The organism is Microbulbifer epialgicus (assembly GCF_041447265.1).
In the GTDB taxonomy this organism is placed as follows: domain Bacteria; phylum Pseudomonadota; class Gammaproteobacteria; order Pseudomonadales; family Cellvibrionaceae; genus Microbulbifer; species Microbulbifer epialgicus.
Genome location: NZ_JBGMEK010000038.1, coordinates 24,404 through 47,411 on the forward strand (window position 1 = coordinate 24,404; position 23,008 = coordinate 47,411).

At 44.4% G+C, this 23,008-nt stretch carries 18 protein-coding genes; 9 read left to right on the plus strand and 9 right to left on the minus strand.

All coding sequences use genetic code 11. From position 1 onward, the window contains the following. Positions 1 to 39 precede the first annotated feature (39 nt). The gene (locus ACCI49_RS15575) at positions 40 to 1,143 is read left to right on the plus strand and encodes a 3-deoxy-7-phosphoheptulonate synthase (protein WP_371840000.1); all 1,104 of its coding nucleotides are present in this window, start codon (positions 40 to 42) and stop codon (positions 1,141 to 1,143) included. Positions 1,144 to 1,841: 698 nt separating this feature from the next. Here the strand turns inward: ACCI49_RS15575 and ACCI49_RS15580 are convergent. From ACCI49_RS15580 to ACCI49_RS15595, 4 genes are all read right to left on the minus strand, one after another. Continuing rightward, the gene (locus ACCI49_RS15580) at positions 1,842 to 3,425 is read right to left on the minus strand and encodes a PepSY-associated TM helix domain-containing protein (RefSeq protein WP_371840001.1); all 1,584 of its coding nucleotides are present in this window, start codon (positions 3,423 to 3,425) and stop codon (positions 1,842 to 1,844) included. Positions 3,426 to 3,446: 21 nt separating this feature from the next. Beyond that, the gene (locus tag ACCI49_RS15585) at positions 3,447 to 3,719 is read right to left on the minus strand and encodes a hypothetical protein (RefSeq protein WP_371840002.1); all 273 of its coding nucleotides are present in this window, start codon (positions 3,717 to 3,719) and stop codon (positions 3,447 to 3,449) included. A gap of 4 nt (positions 3,720 to 3,723) precedes the next feature. Beyond that, a complete protein-coding gene (locus ACCI49_RS15590; protein ID WP_371840003.1) occupies positions 3,724 to 3,969 on the minus strand; it encodes a DUF3325 family protein in 246 nt (81 codons plus the stop codon). Positions 3,970 to 4,080: 111 nt separating this feature from the next. Beyond that, the gene (locus ACCI49_RS15595; RefSeq protein WP_371840004.1) at positions 4,081 to 6,321 is read right to left on the minus strand and encodes a TonB-dependent receptor; all 2,241 of its coding nucleotides are present in this window, start codon (positions 6,319 to 6,321) and stop codon (positions 4,081 to 4,083) included. Positions 6,322 to 6,874: 553 nt separating this feature from the next. Between ACCI49_RS15595 and ACCI49_RS15600 the strand changes: the two genes are divergently transcribed. The 4 genes from ACCI49_RS15600 (at position 6,875) to ACCI49_RS15615 (ending at position 11,680) form a co-directional block, all read left to right on the plus strand. Continuing rightward, entirely contained in the window at positions 6,875 to 7,573 is a 699-nt protein-coding gene (locus tag ACCI49_RS15600; protein WP_020412749.1) for a response regulator transcription factor, read from the plus strand. After that, the gene (locus ACCI49_RS15605; protein WP_371840005.1) at positions 7,570 to 8,937 is read left to right on the plus strand and encodes a histidine kinase sensor domain-containing protein; all 1,368 of its coding nucleotides are present in this window, start codon (positions 7,570 to 7,572) and stop codon (positions 8,935 to 8,937) included. The genes ACCI49_RS15600 and ACCI49_RS15605 overlap by 4 nt, the downstream gene beginning before the upstream one ends. Positions 8,938 to 9,054: 117 nt before the next feature. After that, a complete protein-coding gene (locus tag ACCI49_RS15610; RefSeq protein ID WP_371840006.1) occupies positions 9,055 to 11,049 on the plus strand; it encodes a TonB-dependent receptor in 1,995 nt (664 codons plus the stop codon). Between the two features lie 85 nt (positions 11,050 to 11,134). After that, positions 11,135 to 11,680, plus strand: a complete 546-nt coding sequence (locus ACCI49_RS15615; RefSeq protein WP_371840007.1) for a hypothetical protein — start codon at positions 11,135 to 11,137, stop codon at positions 11,678 to 11,680. Between the two features lie 290 nt (positions 11,681 to 11,970). Here ACCI49_RS15615 and tnpA read toward each other — a convergent pair whose 3' ends face one another. After that, positions 11,971 to 12,387 (minus strand): IS200/IS605 family transposase, encoded by a 417-nt coding sequence (gene tnpA, locus ACCI49_RS15620; RefSeq protein WP_371840008.1) that lies wholly within the window; start codon positions 12,385 to 12,387, stop codon positions 11,971 to 11,973. 1,668 nt (positions 12,388 to 14,055) lie between these two features. On the opposite strand from tnpA, the gene ACCI49_RS15625 reads away from it, so the two are divergent. Together ACCI49_RS15625 and ACCI49_RS15630 are read left to right on the plus strand one after the other, a co-directional pair. Beyond that, positions 14,056 to 14,514: a tyrosine-type recombinase/integrase gene (locus ACCI49_RS15625; protein ID WP_371840009.1), complete on the plus strand. Its 459-nt coding sequence runs from the start codon at positions 14,056 to 14,058 to the stop codon at positions 14,512 to 14,514. A 1,090-nt stretch (positions 14,515 to 15,604) separates the two neighbouring features. Further along, on the plus strand, positions 15,605 to 17,113 hold the full coding sequence (locus ACCI49_RS15630) for a tyrosinase family protein (protein ID WP_371840010.1): 1,509 nt from the start codon (positions 15,605 to 15,607) through the stop codon (positions 17,111 to 17,113). Between the two features lie 418 nt (positions 17,114 to 17,531). Here the strand turns inward: ACCI49_RS15630 and ACCI49_RS15635 are convergent, their stop codons facing one another. From ACCI49_RS15635 to ACCI49_RS15645, 3 genes are all read right to left on the minus strand, one after another. Next, positions 17,532 to 17,846 (minus strand): hypothetical protein, encoded by a 315-nt coding sequence (locus ACCI49_RS15635; RefSeq protein ID WP_371840011.1) that lies wholly within the window; start codon positions 17,844 to 17,846, stop codon positions 17,532 to 17,534. Between the two features lie 278 nt (positions 17,847 to 18,124). Next, positions 18,125 to 18,262, minus strand: coding sequence for a hypothetical protein (locus tag ACCI49_RS15640; RefSeq protein WP_371840012.1), 138 nt, complete (start codon positions 18,260 to 18,262; stop codon positions 18,125 to 18,127). 132 nt (positions 18,263 to 18,394) lie between these two features. After that, positions 18,395 to 19,621 (minus strand): T6SS phospholipase effector Tle1-like catalytic domain-containing protein, encoded by a 1,227-nt coding sequence (locus ACCI49_RS15645; RefSeq protein ID WP_371840013.1) that lies wholly within the window; start codon positions 19,619 to 19,621, stop codon positions 18,395 to 18,397. Between the two features lie 562 nt (positions 19,622 to 20,183). On the opposite strand from ACCI49_RS15645, the gene ACCI49_RS15650 reads away from it, so the two are divergent. Together ACCI49_RS15650 and ACCI49_RS15655 are read left to right on the plus strand one after the other, a co-directional pair. After that, complete coding sequence (locus tag ACCI49_RS15650; RefSeq protein ID WP_371840014.1) at positions 20,184 to 20,531, plus strand: hypothetical protein; 348 nt, start codon at positions 20,184 to 20,186, stop codon at positions 20,529 to 20,531. Beyond that, a complete protein-coding gene (locus ACCI49_RS15655; RefSeq protein WP_371840015.1) occupies positions 20,524 to 20,937 on the plus strand; it encodes a hypothetical protein in 414 nt (137 codons plus the stop codon). The genes ACCI49_RS15650 and ACCI49_RS15655 overlap by 8 nt, the downstream gene beginning before the upstream one ends. A gap of 222 nt (positions 20,938 to 21,159) precedes the next feature. On the opposite strand, the gene ACCI49_RS15660 is transcribed toward ACCI49_RS15655, so the two are convergent. Next, positions 21,160 to 22,797 (minus strand): S8 family peptidase, encoded by a 1,638-nt coding sequence (locus tag ACCI49_RS15660; protein ID WP_371840016.1) that lies wholly within the window; start codon positions 22,795 to 22,797, stop codon positions 21,160 to 21,162. Positions 22,798 to 23,008 lie beyond the last annotated feature (211 nt).

Here is a 23,008-nt window from a genome sequence, read left to right on the forward strand (position 1 = left end):
ATTAACAACGGTAGCTCAGCAAAAGAAAAGGACCATTTTATGTCTGACGTTCCCGCTATTTTGAGCGCACGGACTCATATGCAACTTCCGGGCAATGACGAATTGATCCGAACAATGCCCTGCCCTTCCACCACTGCAATGAATATTGAGCGAATCCGTGAAGAGGTTTCTCGCATACTTGCTCGTGAGGATGACCGTCTACTCGTTATAGTTGGTCCCTGCTCAATTCACGATCCGGTAGCAGCACTGGATTATGCACATAGGCTGTCAGAAATTAAGGCAGAGTTTGAAGATACACTTTGCCTGGTAATGCGTACTTACTTCGAGAAACCCCGCACTACCGTTGGCTGGAAGGGCTTTGTTTACGATCCCAATCTCGATGGTAGTGCTGATATGCTTAAAGGGCTTACCAAAGCACGCGAACTGCTATTAAACATCAATGCCCTGGGGCTTGGTGCGGCTACAGAATTCCTGTGCCCCTTGAATGCACTTTATATAGCAGATTTAATTTCCTGGGGGGCGATCGGTGCCCGTACCACAGAATCGCAGACCCATCGTGAACTGGCCTCAGCACTACCCTGCCCAATCGGATTTAAGAATAGTACCGATGGCAATATCCAAGTTGCGATAAATGCAATTCAGGCAGCTCAATCACAGCAGATATTCTGTACTACTATTCGTAATGGAAAGTTTGAAGCTATTGAGTCAACAGGTAACAAGAGTTGCCATCTAATTCTCCGCGGTGGTCGAAAGCCAAATTATCACCCTGAGGATATAGAGCAGGCTATATCCCAATTGGAATCAGCCGCACTGCCCTCAGGTATCATGGTTGATTGCAGCCATGGCAATAGCCAGAAAATCCACAGTAACCAAGTGGTTGTCGCCGGGGCACTTTGTGAGCAAATCAGCACAGGGCAAGAAAATATTTCCGCAGTAATGATTGAAAGCTTCCTGGAAGAAGGTAGTCAAAAGATCGGTGCAAAAGAGAATATGGTTTATGGACAATCAATAACAGATAGCTGTATTGGCTGGACTGAAACCTGCCAAACTCTGGATATGTTATCTGAAGCAGTCGTTAGACGACGTAGTCTATTTACAGCTCCCCACAATTTGGAAATAGAATTGAAAATTAATGCAGTATAAGCAAAAGAAGAATGCCAGGGAGAGGTCCCCTCCACTCCCACCCAGGAAACCAAATCTTATTATAGGAACCAAACTTCTTACGGTGGTCTAATCGATGAATTTTATGATAAAACTCGTGCACTGTACTGGTTTTGATTCCGCGAGTGCCCACTGAACAATCACAGGTAAGATCGGAATTTCGTCATCCAATCAGAAAGCATCTCGAACTCAAAATAAATGCATCCCCAACAGAATCCGACAGTAACTCGCAATCAATCATCTCTAATCATGCTACGACCATGTCGATAGTCTCTATCGCTTTCAAGCACCAGTAGTTGCGGGCCTGAGGCTAAGAGTTGAGTTGCATCAGCAATACGAATAGGGCCGGCACCAATAACAGTAGCATCACGGATATTTTTAATAGGCCACTAATTTTATAAAAATCCCTGGTTACCCTGATTCAAAAGAAGAAGTTGCATAAATAGCCAGCCGTTACCACCATCCCTAGTCAACAGTCAAAATTGCGGCTATCATTTGGGTTTTGAAAATTGACTTCAGCAATATCACTTCGGCCAGACTGACGCCGGATATTGTGTCCGTCGAGGAGTTGGTTCAGGTCGCGACCGGTCCGCTAATGATAGGTAACATCAATCTCCCGCGGCCACTGAAAGCGCTGCTGGTCCAGCCTTTTGTACCTGACCACAAAGCCGTTGAGCTCCTTATCGAACGACAACAGCTTGGGGTATATCTGCAGATAGCTTTGACTGGGATACCTGTCTATAGATATATCGGCTCGAATAGAGGCAGATGATACCCATTACCAGGGCGCCCAAGTCAGTGAAGACCACTGGCAAAGTGACGGACTCCCAGGGGACCAGCAAACCATTCCCCGTTACCAGTGCATTCAGCAGCGGGATACCGCACAGCAGCAGGCCTGCGCAAAGCGAGAGATCCGCTAATGCAGGTTTTATCTGGCGGCGCAACATCGCCCAGGCTATGGCCACTCCCCATACAGAGAGATACACCATCTCAATCCAGTGAAAGCGCTGATCGCCACCACCACCGGGAGGTAACAGCTTATTGGCATAGAAAGTGGCCGAGGTGGCCACAACCAAGCCGGCGCAAACCCCTACCGTGACTAAACTGAGGAACCAACCGGAACCTCGGGTATTAATATCACCAGAGTGGAGCTTTTGTCTCTGTGCCTTACGAATCTGCCAGATAACGGTGCCCGTTACCATCATCAAACACAATGCCAATCCCAACACAAAGTACAGGGCTTTTATCAGGAAGCCACCGTAGAGTGCGTAGTGAAGTGGAGTCAGTGAAAAATACACCCGCATAAACGGACCTGAGTCGTGCACGGGGTTATTGATGTTTACTACTTCGCCGTCTTCACTGCGGTATTTGACATCTACAAAGCGCACCAGCGCCTCGTCAGTTTTGCCCGAGACTTGGACAACCTGGTTGCGATCCCCGTAGGCCTCCACATAAATGGCCTGTGGTTTCGCATTAAGCACTTGGTCCTGATAGCGCAGCAGCATTTGGTTGTAACTATTGGACTCCAAAGGCTCGCCAGTGATCTCTGGGTGCTCCCCGACCACCGAGGCGATCGCTGCTTCCACATCACCTTCAAAAGCAGAAAATGCTGCAACCTGAATCATAATGCCATTCAGGCCAAGTATTGCTCCGGTAAAAACAATCACTACATGAAACGGCAACGGCCAGACACCTAGTACTTTGTGCAGGTCTGTCCACTTGAGCCGCCTGCTGCGATCCACACGGAATCTAAACATCTCCTTGAATATTTTTTTGTGGATGATGATGCCACTTAATATGGAGAGCAGCATCACCAAGCCCATAACTCCAATCAGGTAGCGCCCAAAAGGCCTGGGAAGCAGTAGGTCAGTGTGCATATACGTCAATAGCTCAGCAAAATCAGAACTACTGGGCGGCAGCACTTCGCCGGTATTGGGGTTTATGTGGCGTACTTCGGTTTCCTCGCTCCCAGCATCAGTCCAGAGCACCTCCAGCATAGGATGGTAGTAGTCTGGCATTGAGATCATAAAAAAACTGTCTTCACCGATATTTGCCTCGGCGAGTACCGGAGCAACCAGTCGATCTACATCCACCGGCGCTTCAGCATTATAAGTAATACGATGCTCGGGGCGTTCCCATTGAGTTAACTCGTGGCCAAATAGTGCCACCACGCCGGAAAAGGAAATTACGAATAGAAGGATGGAAAATAACACCCCAATCCAGGAGTGAATTTCGTAAAAAAGGATATTGCTACGCTGTTGCATTAAGGATGGCCAGACGGAAAATTATAAAAAAGAAAGGGCGCTTAGCCCGATCATGACCAACAAAAGAGAAAACAGGTAAGCCGCTGCGCGCCAAGTGGAGGCGGCGAGAATTCCCATACTCATATACCCGACCCACAACAGCGCCGATAACATTGAGCCCGCCGCCATACGTTCCGTTGGCTCTGCGGACGGCCAGTAAATCGACAGCATGACCGTGCTGGAAAACATCAGGATAATGCTGAGCACAATGGTCAGGGCAACTTGTTGCCAACTGATTTTTATTGAAGCAGCCATAGAGTTACCCAATAGTCAGTAGAGCCTGCTCTAAGATAACCAGCCCCAATATTGACAGCGGCATATACCGCCGCAGCCAAACGGGTTTGATTGGAGCCAGCAGAGCCAGTATCAAAGCACAAAACATCGCCGCACAAAGCCAAATGGTAATACCCACTTCCCAGCCATAGAGAAATCCATAAGGGATTGCGCTTAGCAAAAATACCCACCAGGTAACTTTCTCCAAGCGATGGAAATTTTTGAGCTGCATTTCTTTATGCTTTGTCAAGAAAACCCATAACAAAGCCAAATATGTAAGAAAGAAAGCCACCAGGTTAGTCATGGAGGCTCTCCAGCTTCGTTTCTGTCAAATTATCTTTCATTAGAAAGTCATTGTTGCGCGGGCGCCGAAAGTGCGCGGTGCACCAGCACGACCTCCCACCCAGTCGCCATAGCCAAACTCATCGGTTGCGTATGTTTCGTCAAACAGGTTGTTCACAAAAACTTCGGTCTTGAAACCGCCCTGTTCGTAGCCAGCGGTGAAGTTTGCCAGGTAAAAGCTATCTAACTCAATAGCGTTGCTGTCATCCGCATAGGATTCACCCTGGTATGTAACATTGGCATTCACGAAGAATCCGTTACCTATCAAGTAATTTGCTCCAATACTTGCAGTATGTTCAGGAGCATATTTGAATTCATTGCCTGCGAGAGATACACCGTTCAAGGAAAATTCTTTGTATTCAGTTTTACTGAGAGCTGCAGTCGCGTAAAGAGCTAGCGCTTCGTTAACTGTGTAATCAATAGCAACTTCGATGCCGTAGATTTCAGATTCCCCAGCATTCTCAATAATGTAATAGGCGGAGCCACTGCTTGCGAAATCCGGGTCTGGAATGCTCACTTGTTGATCGGTCCAATCACCGTAATACAAGTTAGCATTCAGTGTTCCTTGACCATCCAACACCAATGCGCGAAGGGCGAATTCGTAATTAAGAAGGTATTCCGGGTCGTAGGGATTCTGCTCCCCAGCAATTGTTATTTCTGTACCACCAGAGCGATAACCCTCTTTGATAAAGAAGCTGGTGGATACATCATCATTAAATCGGTAAGTCACACCGATATGAGGTAGCAGCGCCTCGAAGTCAGTTTCTGCAGATTGCAGGGGGTCACTGCTGGATAGTGCTACCAGGGAGGCATTGATCAATTCAATGACTGGGTCCAGATTCGGATCACCTGTAATAGCTTGGGGTAAATCAGTGCTGGATGAACCGAGATTTTGAAGGTCCAACTTCTGCTCTTCGCGGTCATAACGCAGGCCTGCACTAAGAACCCAATCTTGGCTAAGATCCATCTCCCATTCAGAAAATATCGCTACGTTAGTAGTTTCAACATCGTTATAGCCGCCGGTGAGCAGATCATAACTCGCAGGATATAAGCCAATGCCCACTAAATAAGTGCCGAAACCACCACCCAAACTTTCGTTGAGTATCGACTCAAGGTCTAGTGCTAGCTGAGTGTCATTTGTGTTATAAGCGTCCGTCTGGCTGTAATAGATGCCGGCACTACCGCGCAAGGTATCGCTTTCGTAATTAACGCGAAACTCTTGGGAAATATTTGTATCTTCAGCATAACGCAGTATAACTCCCCCGCCATTCTCCACGTCAGCCGCGCTGCGGTCGTAGTCGGAAGTTCTCACTCTCTCACCATCTTGACCGGCGGTAATGGAGCGGAACGACCAGCTGTCATTGATTTGGTAGTCCAGGGTCAATGAAGCCAGATTCGCATCGAGTGCATATCTACCATCAGTGTCGTTGGTAGATATACGGTCCTTAACGGAGTAACCGGCGGCAGGCATCAGGATACGGGAATCCCCATATTCATTGTTCAGGTGCTGCAGAGAGAACATTACGCGGAGATCGTCGGAGGGTTCCAGAAGCCACTTTAAACGATAGGATTTGTTGTCATCGCGGCCATAATCGTCTTCATCATGGGTAATATTATCCACGTAACCATCGGTGTAGCTTTCCTCAACCGCTATACGAATCGCGGAAACACCGTCGACCAGATTAATATTGGCGACCCCTTTGGCTTCATAGCTACCATAATTGCCCGCTCCAGCGCGAACTTTTGCTTCGTTTGCGTAAATCGGGTCGGCTGTATTGACCACTAGAGCACCAGCCAGGGCGTTTCGTCCAAGGTTGGTGGATTGAGGCCCGCGCAATACTTCAACCTGATCCACATCCCATAGTTGGCTGGGGCCTTCATTTTTTACCCAGCCAGACAAGCCAACACCGTCTACATAAATACTGGCCAATTCGGAGCGAGCGGTACCGGTTGTACCACTGCTGATACCGCGAACACGGAAACCGAACTGATCACCGGAAACGCCCGCTGTTTGTTGGTAAATATCTGAGATGGTAACTAAGTTGCGCTGTTCGATAGTGGTACCTGTAAAGATAGCAACACTCTCCTTTGTATCCTGGAGAGAGCGTTCGATCTTCTGACCAGTTACAGTGATTTCCTCAATCTGGCTATTCTTGTCGGAGGAGTCTTCTGCGAGTACTTGTGTAGACATCAGTGCGGCGATAGCACTGAAAATCGCGGATCGCTTGAACATTGTGCTCATGATTTACCAAAAGTTAGAAATTCATCGTTGTTAAGATTGTTTTAACGCTCTAACAGATCCTCTAACCAGATTGAGCGCTAAAATGCAAATGGTAATGATTATCAATTATCTTCGGATTCTATCCTAAGGTTTGAATCCATTCAATTGACTTTAAAACACCGGTAGATTGCAACCGGACAGCGAAGTGAAACCTAAGGCCCCGCCCTATTCCTATTGCTCAGTAAGACTGCATGCAATATTCCCAGAATATTGAAAAGAGCTTATGGTTCTTAAGGACTTTGATCTACGAGAAATGCCTGGCCGAGTACCTATCTACATAATCAACTCATATATATCAGTGAAATCGAGCAAAAGCTTAAAAATCACAGCCACTTTGCAAAAGTGGCTGAAAACTCTTCACTCCCCAATTCCAAAGTCAGCCACGAGAGGACTGAAAAGCTTTAAGGGGTATCTCTAACCAAGAGGATGAGATCATTGAGCGGGTAGTTGTATTTAGACATTGCCCATTGTGGTAATTTGGCGTTCAAAGAGTTTATTTTCAGCCGATGTCACAATGAGCCAAAAACCGCCTGCACAATTCAATATCCTGATCGTTGAAGACGATCGTGAGCTCAATAATCAACTCAGTGAAATGATCCAGAGCGCGGGGTATCGGGTGAATGCCTGCTATGACGGCAATAGCGCACTGTTGCAAGCTGCGAAGGAACAACATCAGTTAATTTTGCTCGATTTGATGCTTCCAGAAATGGACGGTATTTCCTTGCTTAAAATATTACGCAAGACAAACCAAGTGCCGGTCATAATCCTAACGGCTATGGGGGCCGAGGAGGAAAGGATCACTGGACTGCGCCAAGGGGCGGATGACTATGTGGCTAAACCATTTAATAAGACTGAACTGCTATTAAGGATTGAGGCCTTATTGCGCCGGAGCCAGCCTGTGCAGGCAGAAACTCTCAACCATATGGAAATCGATAACCTCCATCTCAACCTAAATGCTCAGCAAGCTTTTGCCGGGGAATTGGCGATTGAATTCACTGCTATCCAGTTCAAGCTGCTGTGGGAGCTGGCGGTGCATCGGGGGGAGGTCCTGAGTAAAGCATACCTTTCTCAACAGGTTCTCAACCGCACTTTAGGTGCTTATGATCGCAGCTTGGATATGCATTTAAGTCGGATCAGACGTAAGTTGGCCTGTGCAGGTTGGCGTGGAGACCGGCTGCAGACAGTACACGGCAAGGGGTATTGTCTAAAATGAGCCGCAAACTCCTTTGGAAGCTTTGCCTCCTAATTACCGCAGGTATAGTCGCCCTCTTTTACACGATCAACTCCCTGACCATCCGTACTGAGGAGCAGATGAGCCTGCTTGAGCCATCTCATCGGGAGGAGTTGAAGCAGTGGGGTCAGGAGGCCGAAGCACTTTTTCTCTCTGGCGATAATTCGAAGTTAGATCGGTGGCTAAAAGCATTGCAGAAACAGGAGAATACCTGGGCCACCGTTACGCAGTATGAAGTGACACATATCGCTGGTGAGAGGGGTAACGAGCATCGCTATATCGGATACAACCTGGGCCGCGATGTTGAATGGAAGGTTCACCTGTATTTTGAAGATAATCCGGTGATGGAAATCCCTTTTGTAACTAAGCAAACGAGCCTGTTGATACTCCTTCCCGATAGAATGCGCCCCGGCAGCTATTGGCAAACTACCCGGCTGGTGCTTCAAATACTCCTCCCCATGGGGATTTTGGCCTTAGTCTCTCTATTGCTCTACCGCCACATTATGAACCCACTGCGCAAACTGGAGCAGGCAACTCGGGAGTTCAGCCGCGGTAACTTCGATGTACGTGTACATCGCCAACTGGGCAATCGCGACGATGAGATTTCCCAACTGGCAAAAACCTTTGATCAGATGGCCGCTCGTATTGGTGAGCAAATTGTCAATCAACGCCTGTTGATTGCTGATCTCTCCCATGAACTGAGAACCCCTCTCACTCGTTTGGATATTGCTATCGAAAGTGCCAGCACTTCACATTCAGATAACAAAAATATCCAGCGCATTCAACGGGAGTCCTCCCATATACGGCGCTTGGTGGAAGATACGCTTACCCTTGCCTGGCTGGACAACGAGCAGCCTTCCGCAGGCATTGAAAATCTAGATCTGGTAGATCTTATCGATGTGATTGTTGAGGATGCCCGGTTTGAATTCCCCGATCGCACTATCTGTACCTACTTGCCAGACTCTGCGGAAATAAAACAATCCAATCACCAAGCGGTTGGCCAGGCCCTGGAAAATATACTGCGCAACGCAATGCGCTATACCCCGGAGGGGCAGACCGTCCACGTCCTTCTTGAGAGAAACCGGGATGGAAACTTTGTTATTGATGTTGAAGATTCTGGGCCCGGAGTGCCAGAAGCATTATTGGACAGCATTTTTAAACCCTTTTTCCGGGTGGATCAGTCGCGTACATCGAAATCCAAGAATTTTGGCCTTGGTCTAGCCCTGGCGCGGCGCCAACTAAACAGTGTGGGCGCTACAGTGGTGGCCTCCAACCGCCCTGCCGGGGGCTTGTGTATGAGGATCATACTTCCGGCTCAACCACCGATGTGCTTGGAGCCCGCATAGGCCAGGGCTCTAGAATAGCCTAACGCTAAATGTAACAAATGCAACACTGCTGTACTTCGCAAAAAGCAATGGTAATAATTCGCATTTGCAAATAAGTGACTCTGTGAAGGACAGCCAATGGCCCGCAACATTTCTCACAATAAATACGCGTTACTCCCCTTGATGGTATCCAGTGCGCTGGCCTCTGGCATCAGCCAGGCACAGGAAGTGCAGAATCAAGAGGGTACTGCTGAAAACCCAATGGAAACCGTAGTAGTTGTCGGTGTGGCAAGTGATACCGAGATCACGCCAGAAGAGCTCGATAAGCAGCAGGCAAATGATCTTAGCGATATCTTCCGCCAAGTGCCTTCCGTATCTGTTGGTGGGTCATTGGCTATTGCTCAAAAAATCTATGTCCGTGGCATGGAGGACACACTTCTTAATGTGACCGTTGATGGTGCACCGCAAACCAGCACCCTCTTCCACCATATTGGTCGGGTATCAATAGAGCCTGAGTTGTTAGAGAGGGTTGAAGTGCAAGCTGGAGCCGGTGAAGCTACCAGCGGGGCTGGTGCCATCGGAGGCGCAATCCGCTTTAAGACCAAGGATGTAGATGACCTACTTGATGAAGGTGAGCAGTTTGGCGCAATGGTGAAAGGCGCTTACTTTAGTAACGATGGTGACAAAGCCAGCGCTTCGGTATATGGAAAGATTACTGACAACTGGGGTCTACTCGGGTCTTTTGTCACCGTTAATCGCGACAATATGAAAGATGGCGATGGCGATACTATCTATGGCTCAACTTCCGACCAAGATCTTGCCTTTATAAAATTGAGTGGAGAATTATCTGAAAATCAAAAGCTGAGTGTCAGCTTTGAACAAAGGGAAGAGACAGGTGAGTTTGGTAAGCATCCTAACTGGCCTGCTCTTCAGGGAGCTACTCTCTACCCAATGGAAACCGAACGGCAAACCTCTGTCATCAACCACCAGTTCTCTCCTAATGAACTATTCAATCTGGAGACGACTGTTTACCACACACAATCAGAGGCATGGCGAGAGCTTTATGACTACATTGCCTCAGTAGAAACCACCGGATTTGATTTACGTAATACCAGTAGTATCGGCCAGCATAGCCTCACCTACGGCATCGAAGCCCGTGAGGATGAAGTGGAAGGTCGTTCCTTCTTAGGCGGGATTTCCTACATTGAAGAAGGCCAGGTTCTTGGGGCCTATATCCAGGACCATTGGCAGGCTACGGACGCGCTGTTGCTGAGTTTTGGGCTGCGTTACGATGAATACGAACTGGAACGCGTGACTCATGATGATGAGACAGATAGCCAGGGTTTCAGTCCCAATATTGGCATGAGTTACTCACTTACCGATGCACTTACCTTTACTGCGGGCCATGCAACCGCTATGCGTGGCAAGGAAGTAGGAGATGGATTTACCCTAGATGCGTCAACAATTGCCCCTGACCTAGATGCTGAAACCGTAGACAACACCGAGCTAGGCTTAGAATATAGCTTGGACGGCCTTGATCTAAAAGCGGCAATCTACCGCAGCACTATCGACGACATAATTTTCGATCAAGCCGGGCCAGGTATTTACTATGAAAATGTTGGTGAACTGGTAACTGAAGGGTTTGAGCTCAGCGCCTCATATGTGTGGGATCAGTTAACTATCAGTGCGGCTTTCAGCCACAATGATTCTGAGTTGGATGGAGAGACTGTAGAAGGGTATGAACACAACGGCGTGGCAAATGCTCGCGGCGACACCTGGAACTTCGCTGCCAATTACGCTTTTTCATCTAAGTTAGAATTGGGCTGGAACCTTACCATAGTACAAGATTTAAATAATATTAAGGTATTACGTCGCTCTACCGAGGTAGGTTGGGCCGATGGTGTCGCAGAAGTCGATAAGCCCGGTTATGAAGTATTCGATGTTTACTTGCATTGGGAACCCCTGGCAGATGACAGTCTGAATGTTAATTTAGCGGTCCAAAACCTGTTCAATGAACACTACAGGGATCACTCCAGCGTAGCCGATTATGGCCATATTTCCGGCTACGATATGGTAGCTGGAATTTATGAGGCAGGCCGGGACATCCGACTTTCAGTAGACTACCGCTTCTAAATTCCTTTATTTGTTTTATTTACTATCAGGTCGCAATGCACTTGCATTGCGACCTTTGTTGCCTATGAAATCCAGATACCGTTTATTGTGGATTAAGCTCCACACCTATTTTTCCTGCTTTTTTTTACCGATTGCAATATTGTACATTGCCACTGGTGTACTTTATCTTTTCGATATAAAAGGCGGAGCTGAAGAAGAATACGAATATACTCTCTCATTGCCTGAAGGATTACCTAAAAGCGAGGCAGAAACCCTCAGCGTTGTTTCCTCTCTTATCGAGCCAAAACAAATCACCCTGCCCCCGGATTTTTACCTTGAAGATGAATATATCGGTTGGTATGGGTACAAACGGGAGGTTTACCTGGAGCCAAGCAAAGACCCGCAGAGTGCTACTCTCCACATTAAAGAACACGACCTTTGGCATCAGTTTTTGTTAATTCACAAGGGGCATGCAGGGCCGATATTTTGGCTGTCTGCAATTATGTTGGGGACAAGCCTGGTGTTTAGTTTGATCAGTGGATTGGTGGTCGCTTTTGCTGTACCTAAGTTCAGGAAAGCCGCCATTCAATTTACCTCGCTTGGCCTTTTCTCCCTGATTATTGCTTTTTTTATGGGAGGGAGCGGAATATAACTAGATCCGAAGTTCTAAGATGTGGAAAAATAACATATCGGCTGGATTAACTGTCATTTAAAATCGACCTGATTCGCTTACCATGGATAGTATTATCCTTGATCGACTTTATCATGGTGCCCTCTACTATTTAGGCCATCAAAAGGGTAAGTCAGTATTTAATTAAGAATTTTAGCAATCAATAAAGACACTAATTTTTGAAATTAGAACAAACTAGAGCGACAATCAGCAACCACCCGCATAGCGGGTGGTATGGTGAAAGCCCCCAGAGGAGGCTAGTTACAACCCCGCTAGTTGAATCTGCTCTTGCCTTCGACCTCTTGATTCTTGATGTACTCTCGAATCATCTGCTCATCAAGCCCCACTGTACTCACGCAGTAACCCCGAGCCCAAAAGTGTCTTCCTGTGAAATTTCTCTGTACATGCTTGTACTTCCGAAATATCTGGATCGCAGATTTCCCTTTCAGAAACCCAATCGTATTGGAAACACTAAACTTCGGAGGAATCATTAACAGCATATGAATGTGATCCCTCATTGCGTACCCCTCGACTAACTCAATGCCCTTTTGACGACATAAGTCTCGGAATATTGCTCCAATCTCCCGCCTCAATGTCCCAAATAACGCTTTCTTTCGATACTTGGGCACAAATACCACGTGGTACCTGCAATAATGTTTCACGTGAGCTTGGCATTGCCAATCTCGCATATGGCCTCCTTATAGAACTTGCCGGTTCATGGAGGCCATATTTTTACTCTGCACGCCGGAACGGCTGAGCCTTGTCAAGTCTCACCGCCAGAGGCGGTGGTTTACCTGTGTGTTAATTAAGAAATAACACAGATATCCAATTTATTTAACCGCCATTTCCGAAAACCATGTTTACTATCCTGCGGTAACATATGACTGCATTTTATGTAAATGAGATCATTAATAAACCCCACTGTATTTATACCACCCCAACTATCATATGGGTTGGCTGGTACCAGATTGATTGTTGGGAGATCTTAGGCTGTTTGACGAAATTGAAGGGAATATTGCACAATATTAAAGAGGGTTGTAAATCATAGAATCCCATTGATTTTCCTTGTGACTTCAAGTTACAACCCCGAATTGGGGGATATAGATCGGCGATACTCCATACCCGGAATATAGGCTTTCCATTTCAAGTAGATTAAACTCGTCAGGCATGCTGGCTTGGCAAATACATCCGCCCCTAAAAGATATCTTTGTCACCCGCCATTCATCCTCGAATAAAAATCTTGAAAAGTCCACTGGGTTTAATCGTCAGCGGGGCTATCTTCTAATACATTGATTAGTTCAAGATCGCTTCTTTTTATTGCATTAAAGCGATAGAAAACGAATTAAATATAACCAAAAGCCATTTATATTTCTTTATGACAAATATACGAGCAAAGTATAACTCGTCATCTCAAGGCAAAATTTTTACTAATATCCTCAATTATCGCAGATACTTTGGACGACCGGCCACTTAGCAACCATCCGTGCCATTGAAGTAAAAGAATATATCAAAAAGTTAAAAAAGCTTCGTGAAAAATCTGCCTAGACTTTATCAAATAACCGATATCCATGGCGGCCCCTTAAAAATCTTATAGAAAAATACTTAATATAATCAATTCGAAAGCGTTAGAACTATCGGTCTCTAATATTGAGCTGGGTTGGAATTGGCTATCATTTTGCTGATTTGGCCCTCTATCTAACATGAAGTTACGCCCGTCCCTTCTTTTAAAATCTAGGTTATTCAATATGTTAGTGACCCAGGAAAGATAAGGCGGAATTGAAGACGTTATCCAAGGCCTAAAACTGGTCGTTCAATTAAGTACTTTAGTTGGGAAAGTGAAATTTTGATTCCGCAATGATAAATAATTGTGCAATTAAGTACTTTAGTTGGCCAAAATTATGATAACTTATTGATTAATAAGGGCTTTGTATGAATACTGATTAAGTACTTTACTTGGATGTCCACTGTGTTCTAAGGTTCTAAGGTTCTAAGGTTCTAAGGTTCCAGGGTTCCAGGGTTCCAGGTGTTTTCGCATACAAACATTGGAGCACATCATAGCCTTTTCCTAAGACCAAATTACTCACGCAACTCTGAAAAACCTTTGGACAAGTGAACCGAAAAAGCATCGTGCTAATAGGTTTATAAGTGAATCTACCTATGAAATGCACTGGTAACTTCACGTGGATGAAGCTGATCAAAAAAGCAACTACAAGCTAGTTACACTTATGGCTTTCGTTCGAATAGCCACTTATAGATCTGGCTTTTTAGCTAGATACCCTGCCATAATCCGTTAAAATGTCATTAACCCAATACCAACGCAAAACTATAAGCTTTGATGCTCTCAGGCGTTTGACCAAATGGTTAAGCAGATTGAAGCGTTAGCCAGGTTAGGTGCAGAAATTAACCCAAAGAACTTTTACCCTCCGATTAAACAACACAAAGGTAAGTCGCGGGACTTACCCATGGTTGACCAGCATCTCAGAGATGCACTGATCGACTATGTACAGCTTCGGCTTGATAAAGGGGAAAAGTTGAAGCCCTCCTCCCCTCTTTTCATTACTCAAAAAGGTGGCCCTTACTCTCCCAGCACATTGCAAGAACATATGGCTCTGATGCTTCGTGATTGGGCTGGTATTGAGAAAGCCAGTTCACATAGCGGCCGACGTTCGCAGATAACTAATGTCATCCATAAACAGAAGAAATCAGTCAAGATTGCGCAGAAGATAGCCGGTCATGTGAATCCGTCGACTACTTTAATCTACGAGGAGCCTCCCGAAGAGCTTATTTCTGACGCTTTAAACAGGATCGAGCCATAATGGCAGTTGTAAGTGCTTCCTCCAAACAATATGGTTTTTATTCGTCCTCGTCACCTTTTTGCCAGTCTTTAACAACAGGCTCCCAATTCATTTACGTCTCGTTCAACTGCTCCGACCCATACGTTCCAGTAATCTGGATCATCGGAGTGCGGCCTGTTATGTTCTGGAAGCTCTTTTAATTTAACTAAGACAGGTAGCTCTGAAGCCCATCCAAGAAGGATTGCATGCCTTGAGGGTAAGGAAGGTAATTCACGCAATTCGTCCGCCACTCAAATAGAGGACGAAATTGGTTTTATGCACCTGGACTTCTCTTCAGGCGGGGCGAACGGCGGCCCTTGGAGTTCTGTCAATAATTGTACGCTAACACCCAACTCACGAATCAGATATCTAATAAACCCATCCACCGGGCTCCATGCCTCTATACCGCCGCGGCTAATCATATGCGTATCTCAATCGTTGTAAAATCATAGTACCCCAGAAGCACCCGAGAGGTCCTCAAATCACAGCCCTGCGCCAAAATATACGCTGCAAAACTATGACGAAAATTATGCTACTTGGCAGATTTTTTAATACCCGCAGAAGCCACCGCGCGGCGGATATTTCTGCTTAATGTGGCCGTGTGAGGGTGGTGACGACGAAACGTCCCATTGCGGGGATTTCGCCCTACTCGGCTCGCTGGAAGTAAATAATGCCATGCTGTCTGCCTGGCTACATTCACACACAACATCTTGAAAGGAAGGCAATCTTTCAACTACGTATTTTTCACTCTATGTTGTCCCTATAATTCAGCAAAAAAGCCATAAACCCGTTGATTGTCGACAAAATTGAGCTGTAATTGGTACGGATAATTTGATTTCGACTACAGTAACAACTACATTCTCGAGCTTGTATTAGTGTGTATAAATCTATCTATTCAACTGACATAAATAGAAAAAAATATCGTCATCGTTTGGCCTCAAAGTTTAAGCGTCGAAAGACCTATAGAGTGGAAGTTTTTTAGTAAACTGTTAGGTATTTATAAAATTTAGATTCAATAACGGTTAGATAAAACTAGACTTCATCTTCAACATTTAATAAGCAGGAAGTCAACATGACTGAAGATATAATAATAGAGAAGCCGACCTATATTGAGCATATCCGTCATTTTTTTACTCCTGAAGACAAAAAATGCATGGGTGGACTCATCGATCTCACTACATATGTCGGAGTACGTCGATCGGCCACCAAGATTTATATCACAACGAAGAATGGATTCATGCCAAAGGGCCGCCCGCGATGGTCTGATGAACGCGTCAAAACTTTTGAAAATTGGATCGTAAACGAATGCCCAAGAGGAACTGACAAGCCTGGTACGTCAATGCCTCTCCCCCCCCAAGGATTACGCGTTAGACGCAATATATCTAAATTAAGCGAAAAAGAACTATTTAAATTCAAAAAGGCATTCCAAGGGATTCTCTCGAAAAGCCCAAATGACCCACAAAGTTATTACCAATTAGCCGGAATTCACTGGCTTCCTAAGCCGAATGCTTATTGCCGGCACCATGAAAATGGATATAACCCTTGGCACCGAATATACCTGCTGAAATTTGAAGATGCTCTTAGAAGTATTGAAGGCTGTGAAGATGTAACAATGCCGTACTGGGATATTCAAGAGAGAGAAATTCCAGAAGCTTTATTTGAGCCACCATTTGATAAATTTATATATCCAGAAACTCTCACAGACCTTAGAAATCAGGTTCGTGCGGAAGCTGGGAAGCCGACTGAACGACTTTCTCGAGTGGAAATTTTAAAGAGCCTGGATGATTTCACAGTTAGTGAAGACATCTTTGAAGCTCTTGGAAGTGCATGGTGGGAAAAGTTCAACGGCTGGGATTCAGCAAGCCGCTCTACGAGCGGAATTATCCGAGCTCACGATAGTGGGCATCTAGCATGTGGAACTACCATGGAGGACCAGAACGTTGCGGCATTCGATCCTATATTTTGGTTCTTCCATTGCAATTGGGATAGATTATGGTGGCAGTGGCAGCAACAGCATGATGCTACCTCATCTGAATCTTTTCGCACTCGCCTCCCGGATGACGGTGATTGGCTCACCAACCCAATTACCGCAAACCTATCACCTTTTAAGAAAGGGGCCACGAATGACTTTTGGCAGGCAGATGAAAGCATTGATTCACACGCGCTAGGAGTTGGATATGAGCACCCAACGCAACCTGAAATAATTGAACGTATCCCATTGCTAGGGAATATATTCGCAACGCATATGTTAAGCGTTGAGAAAACAAAGAGAGTGTCGGTTCGCATAAAAAATTTGGATAGATTGAAAATTCCTGGTTCCTTTTCAGTTTCCCTACTTGTAGACGGTAAAACTATTTGTAAAAAAGGATTTTTTCAACCAACGACTCCTGCCGAATGTAGGGCGTGTTCGGAAAAGGGGCTCGTAAGCTTTGATTTTCTTGTAACACAGGATGAGCTTCGTGGAGAGGTAAGTATTGCTGTCGAACTACTTAGAGATGGAAAGAGACGAAAGATTCCGTTGTCTACATGTGGAGACCCCACGCTGAACTTCCGCCTACTAATTGAAGACCTTGGAATGTAGTGTTTCATGCTGAGAAAGTGAGAATATCAAATGGGACATAAAAATTAGCAATGTGTTTCAGGCGATACATTTACAACAGCTTAACTCTAAAAATTATACTACTTAACGAAGCCGCCAATTATATATGTAAATAAAATCTATCAACGCAAGGAGAGCATAGTATGGGGGTATCTTTTTCGTAAGCGGTACATGAGCCACATTTTCATTAAAGTATGTGGTTTGCGTACCACTTACGTTTAGAGACATCCAATGTATCTAAATCTGTTACTCAAAGTATGCCCTACCCTAGTAGCAGTCAAATACGCTTGATACTTCCAAGTGTTGCATGTACTAGAAGCTGTTTCATAACTTCTTTAACGTAATTAACATGCATGCAATATAGAAAAAAGCACGATAAGTAGACAAATATCGCTCCCATCTAACAACCAACGGCGGTAATTTCCAAGGCACGTAAAAGTCCGCTCAAGTTTCTAACGGCGAGTATACCTTCTGAGCTTTCTACCATCCTGCCTTGAGGCTTTTTTCTATTTATCCTGTGTGGACAGATAAGGTCGATTCCACGGCTCAACAGACTGTCTCGAAGAGGATCAGAGTCCGCCGCTTTATCATAAACTAAGCGATGAATCTTTGTATCTTTATACGTAACACCAAGCAATGGGTGTAATAACTTTACTTCTGCTGGTGAGGCCGAAGTAATGGTGCCTCCCAGTGGAATACCTTTGCCATCGACCATCCACTTTGAACCCTTGCCCCGCTTGGTTTTCTCGATTTCGAAGCCCCTTTTTTTGCTGGTGCAAAGCTGCCATCAGAAAAGACCTCCTCCCAGTTAAGCAAAGACTGTTGATCCAACAGCTCCAGAAATCTTCTCCATGCCTGTAACCAAGCTCCTTGCTCTTCCCAAAATAGTATGTACTCGGTGATGGATAGTGTGAAGGTTTTTCTCCCTGGTAAGAAGCAAGAATGGGGGAGTTTTATAAATTACACTTCCGGTCAGCCCGACGAAAAGTTAGGCTAACCTTCAACTAAATGCTTCAATACCTCTTCATACATAATTGGCTGCATAGATCGCCCGGTTTCATTGGCCCAGTCGATTGCGAGTTCTGCCGTTATTTGATTCGTAGAAGCTATACCGACTCCAGCCTTTCTCATTCGTTCTACTGAGATGTCATCCTTTTCCAAATCGGCAAAGAGTGGCCCCTGGATCAGATTTGGTCTGAACTAATCCAACTTATCATTGGTCTAGCCGCTTGCTCACCAATTTTTCGATACCTAGGGCGTAGATCATATCTCTGGCCAAGGTACTTTTTCGGGCGGGATTAATTCACCATACATATCTACGACAGGTAAGTTGCGTTCTCGAATTACCGCTTCCAGTGTCACCGGCCTATACGGCTGCAGACTACTATTTTGATAGACTACATCGTGCCTCACCTCTGGCAGCTTCCAGCGCTTAAGTGCAGATATGTGGAGCATCTCAGATATTATTTTAAGACCCGCAGGCAGTAAGTTGCGTCGGTCAGTGCTCTCGAATTTGCGTCGAAACCACTCACCGATACCTCTACTATTCGGTACTGTCTGATTCATCAGGCGTTGATAGGGATAAAGCCTAGAGGTCAGATACAATATAGATCGACTCTCGTAACCAGTTCCTGCGATGTTGGATTCAAAGCTATCTGGGTTTGGGAGGCATTTTTTATCAAGAATGAGGTCTGTATACTTAGTGACACGAGCTACCATCCAGCTGAGCGCGATGTCCGAAAGTCTACTATCTGGATAGGACCCACCGATATTTGAATGGACCCCAGGCATCCAAACCTGCTCGACAATTTGATTTTCGTGCGGTGGAGCACCATTTTGGGATGCCCATAACGTTGGCGCAAATGCGCTGCGTTTCTCATCAATTGCAACAGCGTGGAGGGAAACCTTTATATTCGATCCGATCTTGACATCAGAGAATGAATATGGCTTCCTGTAGAGACGCCTGCCCAAATCACCGGGAATACCTAGGGCACCGACAGTGTCCCAAACACCAACGCATTCGATAGGGACTTTCTTAATTGATTGAAGGTCGATTCTATCAATGGCAGCCTGTTTGTATTCCTTCTTAATATTTTGGCGCATGATAGTGATGACCTCTATAAGCTTGCGACCAAGATGCTTTGGTTGTATCAAGCCTACCAAACCAATGAACCCAGCAAGGCTTCTCGCGGTATACGCACCCCGTGAGAACCCAAAGATATAGATTTCATCACCATTTACATAGTTGTTACTGAGAAAGCGATATCCATCAATAACGTTTTCATCAAGTCCCTTGCCGGAAACACCTCCAATAATCCTGTCGCTGAAACCACCCGTGCCGACACCTTTGTCGTAAAAAGTGATCTGGGATATGTCGCCGCCCACACTTGGTATAGCACGGAGTAATTTGACTACATTCGTAACCTGGCCTGCATTATCAGGTGTGTTCCAGGTTCCATCGAAAAATAAAATCAGACGGCGACTAGTCACTGTAGTTCCTTCCGACTCTTTCATCTAATTCAGACATGCCCCTCGTATCAATTCAAATTGAGAGCAGATATCTATAGCATCACTTCTACATTAGCATAAAAAAGTTGACTAATTGTAAAGAGTAAAAAAGGACATAGATTCAGTTAATCTTAAATGCGATAGATACTTAACCAGTAAATTGTTACCATCTGGGAGAGTACTCGGGAGTATTGACGGAATCTTCCCTTGTTTTACGGATGGAGGTCAAGAAGGATATTTTCAAAAAAATCAAGTGGGGGACTGGGATCGGCTTACTGAACTTTGTAGCGAAAACCCTTACATTGATATATTTGTGTATCTTAGTGACGCTCAAAGAGCCTGATTACGACATTGCCTAAATAACTTCAAAATTCGATTAAAAGCGCTTGAAACTCAAGTTGCCCATTGCAAGCCGTCTACATCCAAGACATCGATTACATTAGTATTAAACATTCTTATTGACTAATTAGAAGCAATTTTTCAACTATAATTTATATTCAGCCAATAACAAATATGGTAATTCTAAGCAGATAGGTTTAACTATATGCCACTAAGCATCAAAAAATATTTAATTACAATAGTCATCCTTGCTATTTCAACCTGTGTACATTCTGAGGTGCAAATAGATAGTCATTCAAGTTCACAGTATTTAGAGAAAGCTCATAAAGAAATCTCGGGAATAGTAAATAATGAAGAAGCCAATATTGCAATCAGAAGAGATGCAATTATAGCACAGGATAACCTAGAGAAAGCTTTACAAAAAGTAAATGAACTAAACCGAAAAATTGAATCTCTCGAAAAAAGGATTAAGAGTTATGAGGATGCTATTAAAAAATATAAAGAACTCACAAGGAATTTAAAGAGTAAATTGAAAGAGCAAAAGAATGAGTGAAGATGATATTAATGCGCTAGAAGCAAGTATTGAAGATGATCTTTCTAACGCAAGGCATGAGGAGTCCATGAATGTAACAGACATGACTCAAAATATTACGCCGGTACATGCTTTAAGCTTTTATTCAAGCATTAGTATCTTGGCTTTTGGCGTAATTTTTGTATTAATTATGGCATGTTTAATTAATAAGGGAAAAAACCCCGGAGATGTTCTTCGCGCATGTGGAACGATATTGATCGTTATTTCTGCAATTTACTTAATTGTTGCTGGATACTCTGAAGATCAAATAGCCCCTGTTATAGGCTTGCTGGGCACTATTGCTGGCTATATATTAGGAAAATCTACACCGTGTGATATCGATTTAAAAAAAACACAGCTTGACAAAAAATCAAATCCAGAGGGTTGAAAATTTTCTGTAAATGAAGTTATACATCCGCTCATAAATTATAATTAAATCAATATAGTTTGATACTTACTCTAATAACAAGCAGTTAGGCTTGTTATAAATTATTAGTAGTTTACACTTAAATCAGTTAAACAATTTTATAAAATAAGGGGAGGCCTTATAAATTTATCTTGACCTGACAGAGAACATATGAATATCAGGTCAAGTATAAAATACTTTTGTTTATTTGACTGCGGCTATGGCTAACTTTACAGCCTGACCACTATCAGGCCTTCCAAAGCCATAAAGTGGGCTATGGCCTTGCTCGTTATAATCACCATTGTTTTCATCAATACGTTCGCAAGATTGCCGGATTAGCATTTTAACTTGCTGCCAATTAAGGTCTGGGTTAACTGATAAAATCAGTGCTGCAATTCCTGCAACCCCAGGACAAGAACTAGAAGTCCCTCCAAAGCTTCCAGTATAATTACCAAGGGTATCTCCTGGTGGTAAATCGGTGGTTTTTTGCTTTCCGGGATTATAGCCACTTCCCCCACTATTGTCAGTGGTCCAAATTCCGGGGGTCAGGGGGTCAGGGTGGTCATAAGGAGGCCAAGCGCTGTCATTGCTAGGAAATGCACACCATACAGATTCTCCATAGTCACTGTAAACACTGTGTTTACCTCTATCGTTGCAGGCAGCTACTGCAATCACTTTTTCATAACTAGCATAACCATCATTTTCTATATTTTCATAGCCGTTACCTGCTGCCCAAATAATCACACAACCCTTACCTTCGCGACCGCTATTAATTGCGTAATCAAGCGCAAGCCGAGTGCTATCGGGTAATCCTTGTTGAAGTTGATGTTTTGGGTCGTTTGGATCCCACCAATTACCATCTTCTGGCCCCCAACTACATGAAATCACGTCTGCACCATGGTCAGCTGCCCAAGCGAAAGCATTTGCTTCAGCTAAAGAACCAAGGCTTGATACAAATCTAATCGGCATTAACTTGGCCTTTGGGGCCACGCCTGATGCACCAGAATTCCCATCTGCACAAGCGACTCCAGCACAGGGAGTCCCATGATTGTCACCAGCTTTAGGTCTAGGATCGTTGGTACGCAACGTTGCATCCCATGGAGAAACAATCTTATCAGTACTTGAAAATTCTTCATGATCTACATCAACACCATCGTCAATAATAGCGATTACAACTCCCTCACCTTTTGTATCTTTCCAGGCGTCCATTAAATTTATATGGGCATCAATTACAACACCATTGATTTTAGTTGGCGCAAGATGCCACTGATTAATACCTATCTGCCTACGTCCCATTTTCTTAATTAATTCAGGATGGCACAATTCCACTTCTGGCTTATTAAGTAAGTCTTTCGATAACTCAAAAATTTTTAGACCAATCCCCTCTTTTGCCTGAACAAAATAGCTATTATTAGCATAAGTAACGCGTTCTTTAACTGTCAACTGACACTCAGCTATAATAGATTCACATTTTTTTTCATCTATGTCATCTCTAAACTTAATAAATAGATTTTCTGTATAGAGGATTGGACTACCATTACCTTCTTCTCTTAATACACGACCGGCGAACCGAACATCTGGCTCCTTTTTTAATGCTTTTCTGGCAGCATCACGAAGCGAAAGTAGATTCTTTTTTTCGTCACGGCACTTCAGGACAGTAACGTCTGCATCGTCATAACTTATTACAGGTGTGAATTTTTTCATAATTTTCTGACTTTGGGCGCCATGAACTGAATCTTTTAGCGATTTATGTTTCTGAGTTCTTATCACAACCAGATCGTCAGCTACGTCAAGTTTATGCTCTTTCCCAGATGGGCCACCATATTGATATGTGTATGGCATAGAATCCTCCAAATTTTTGAATTCGACAGCATTGGGTGCAATTCAGTATTGCGCAGAATTTAAAATTAGAAATTCCTGATAATGTTTTTAGTGAATTAATTTTTATATTTAACTTGAAAATTTGTTTGCAATCTGAAAATAATCTGATATGGCATCTATAGCGGCCTGCGTTCAGAAGAGAGTAAGCTCTGCGCTCTAGTTGTCATTGGTG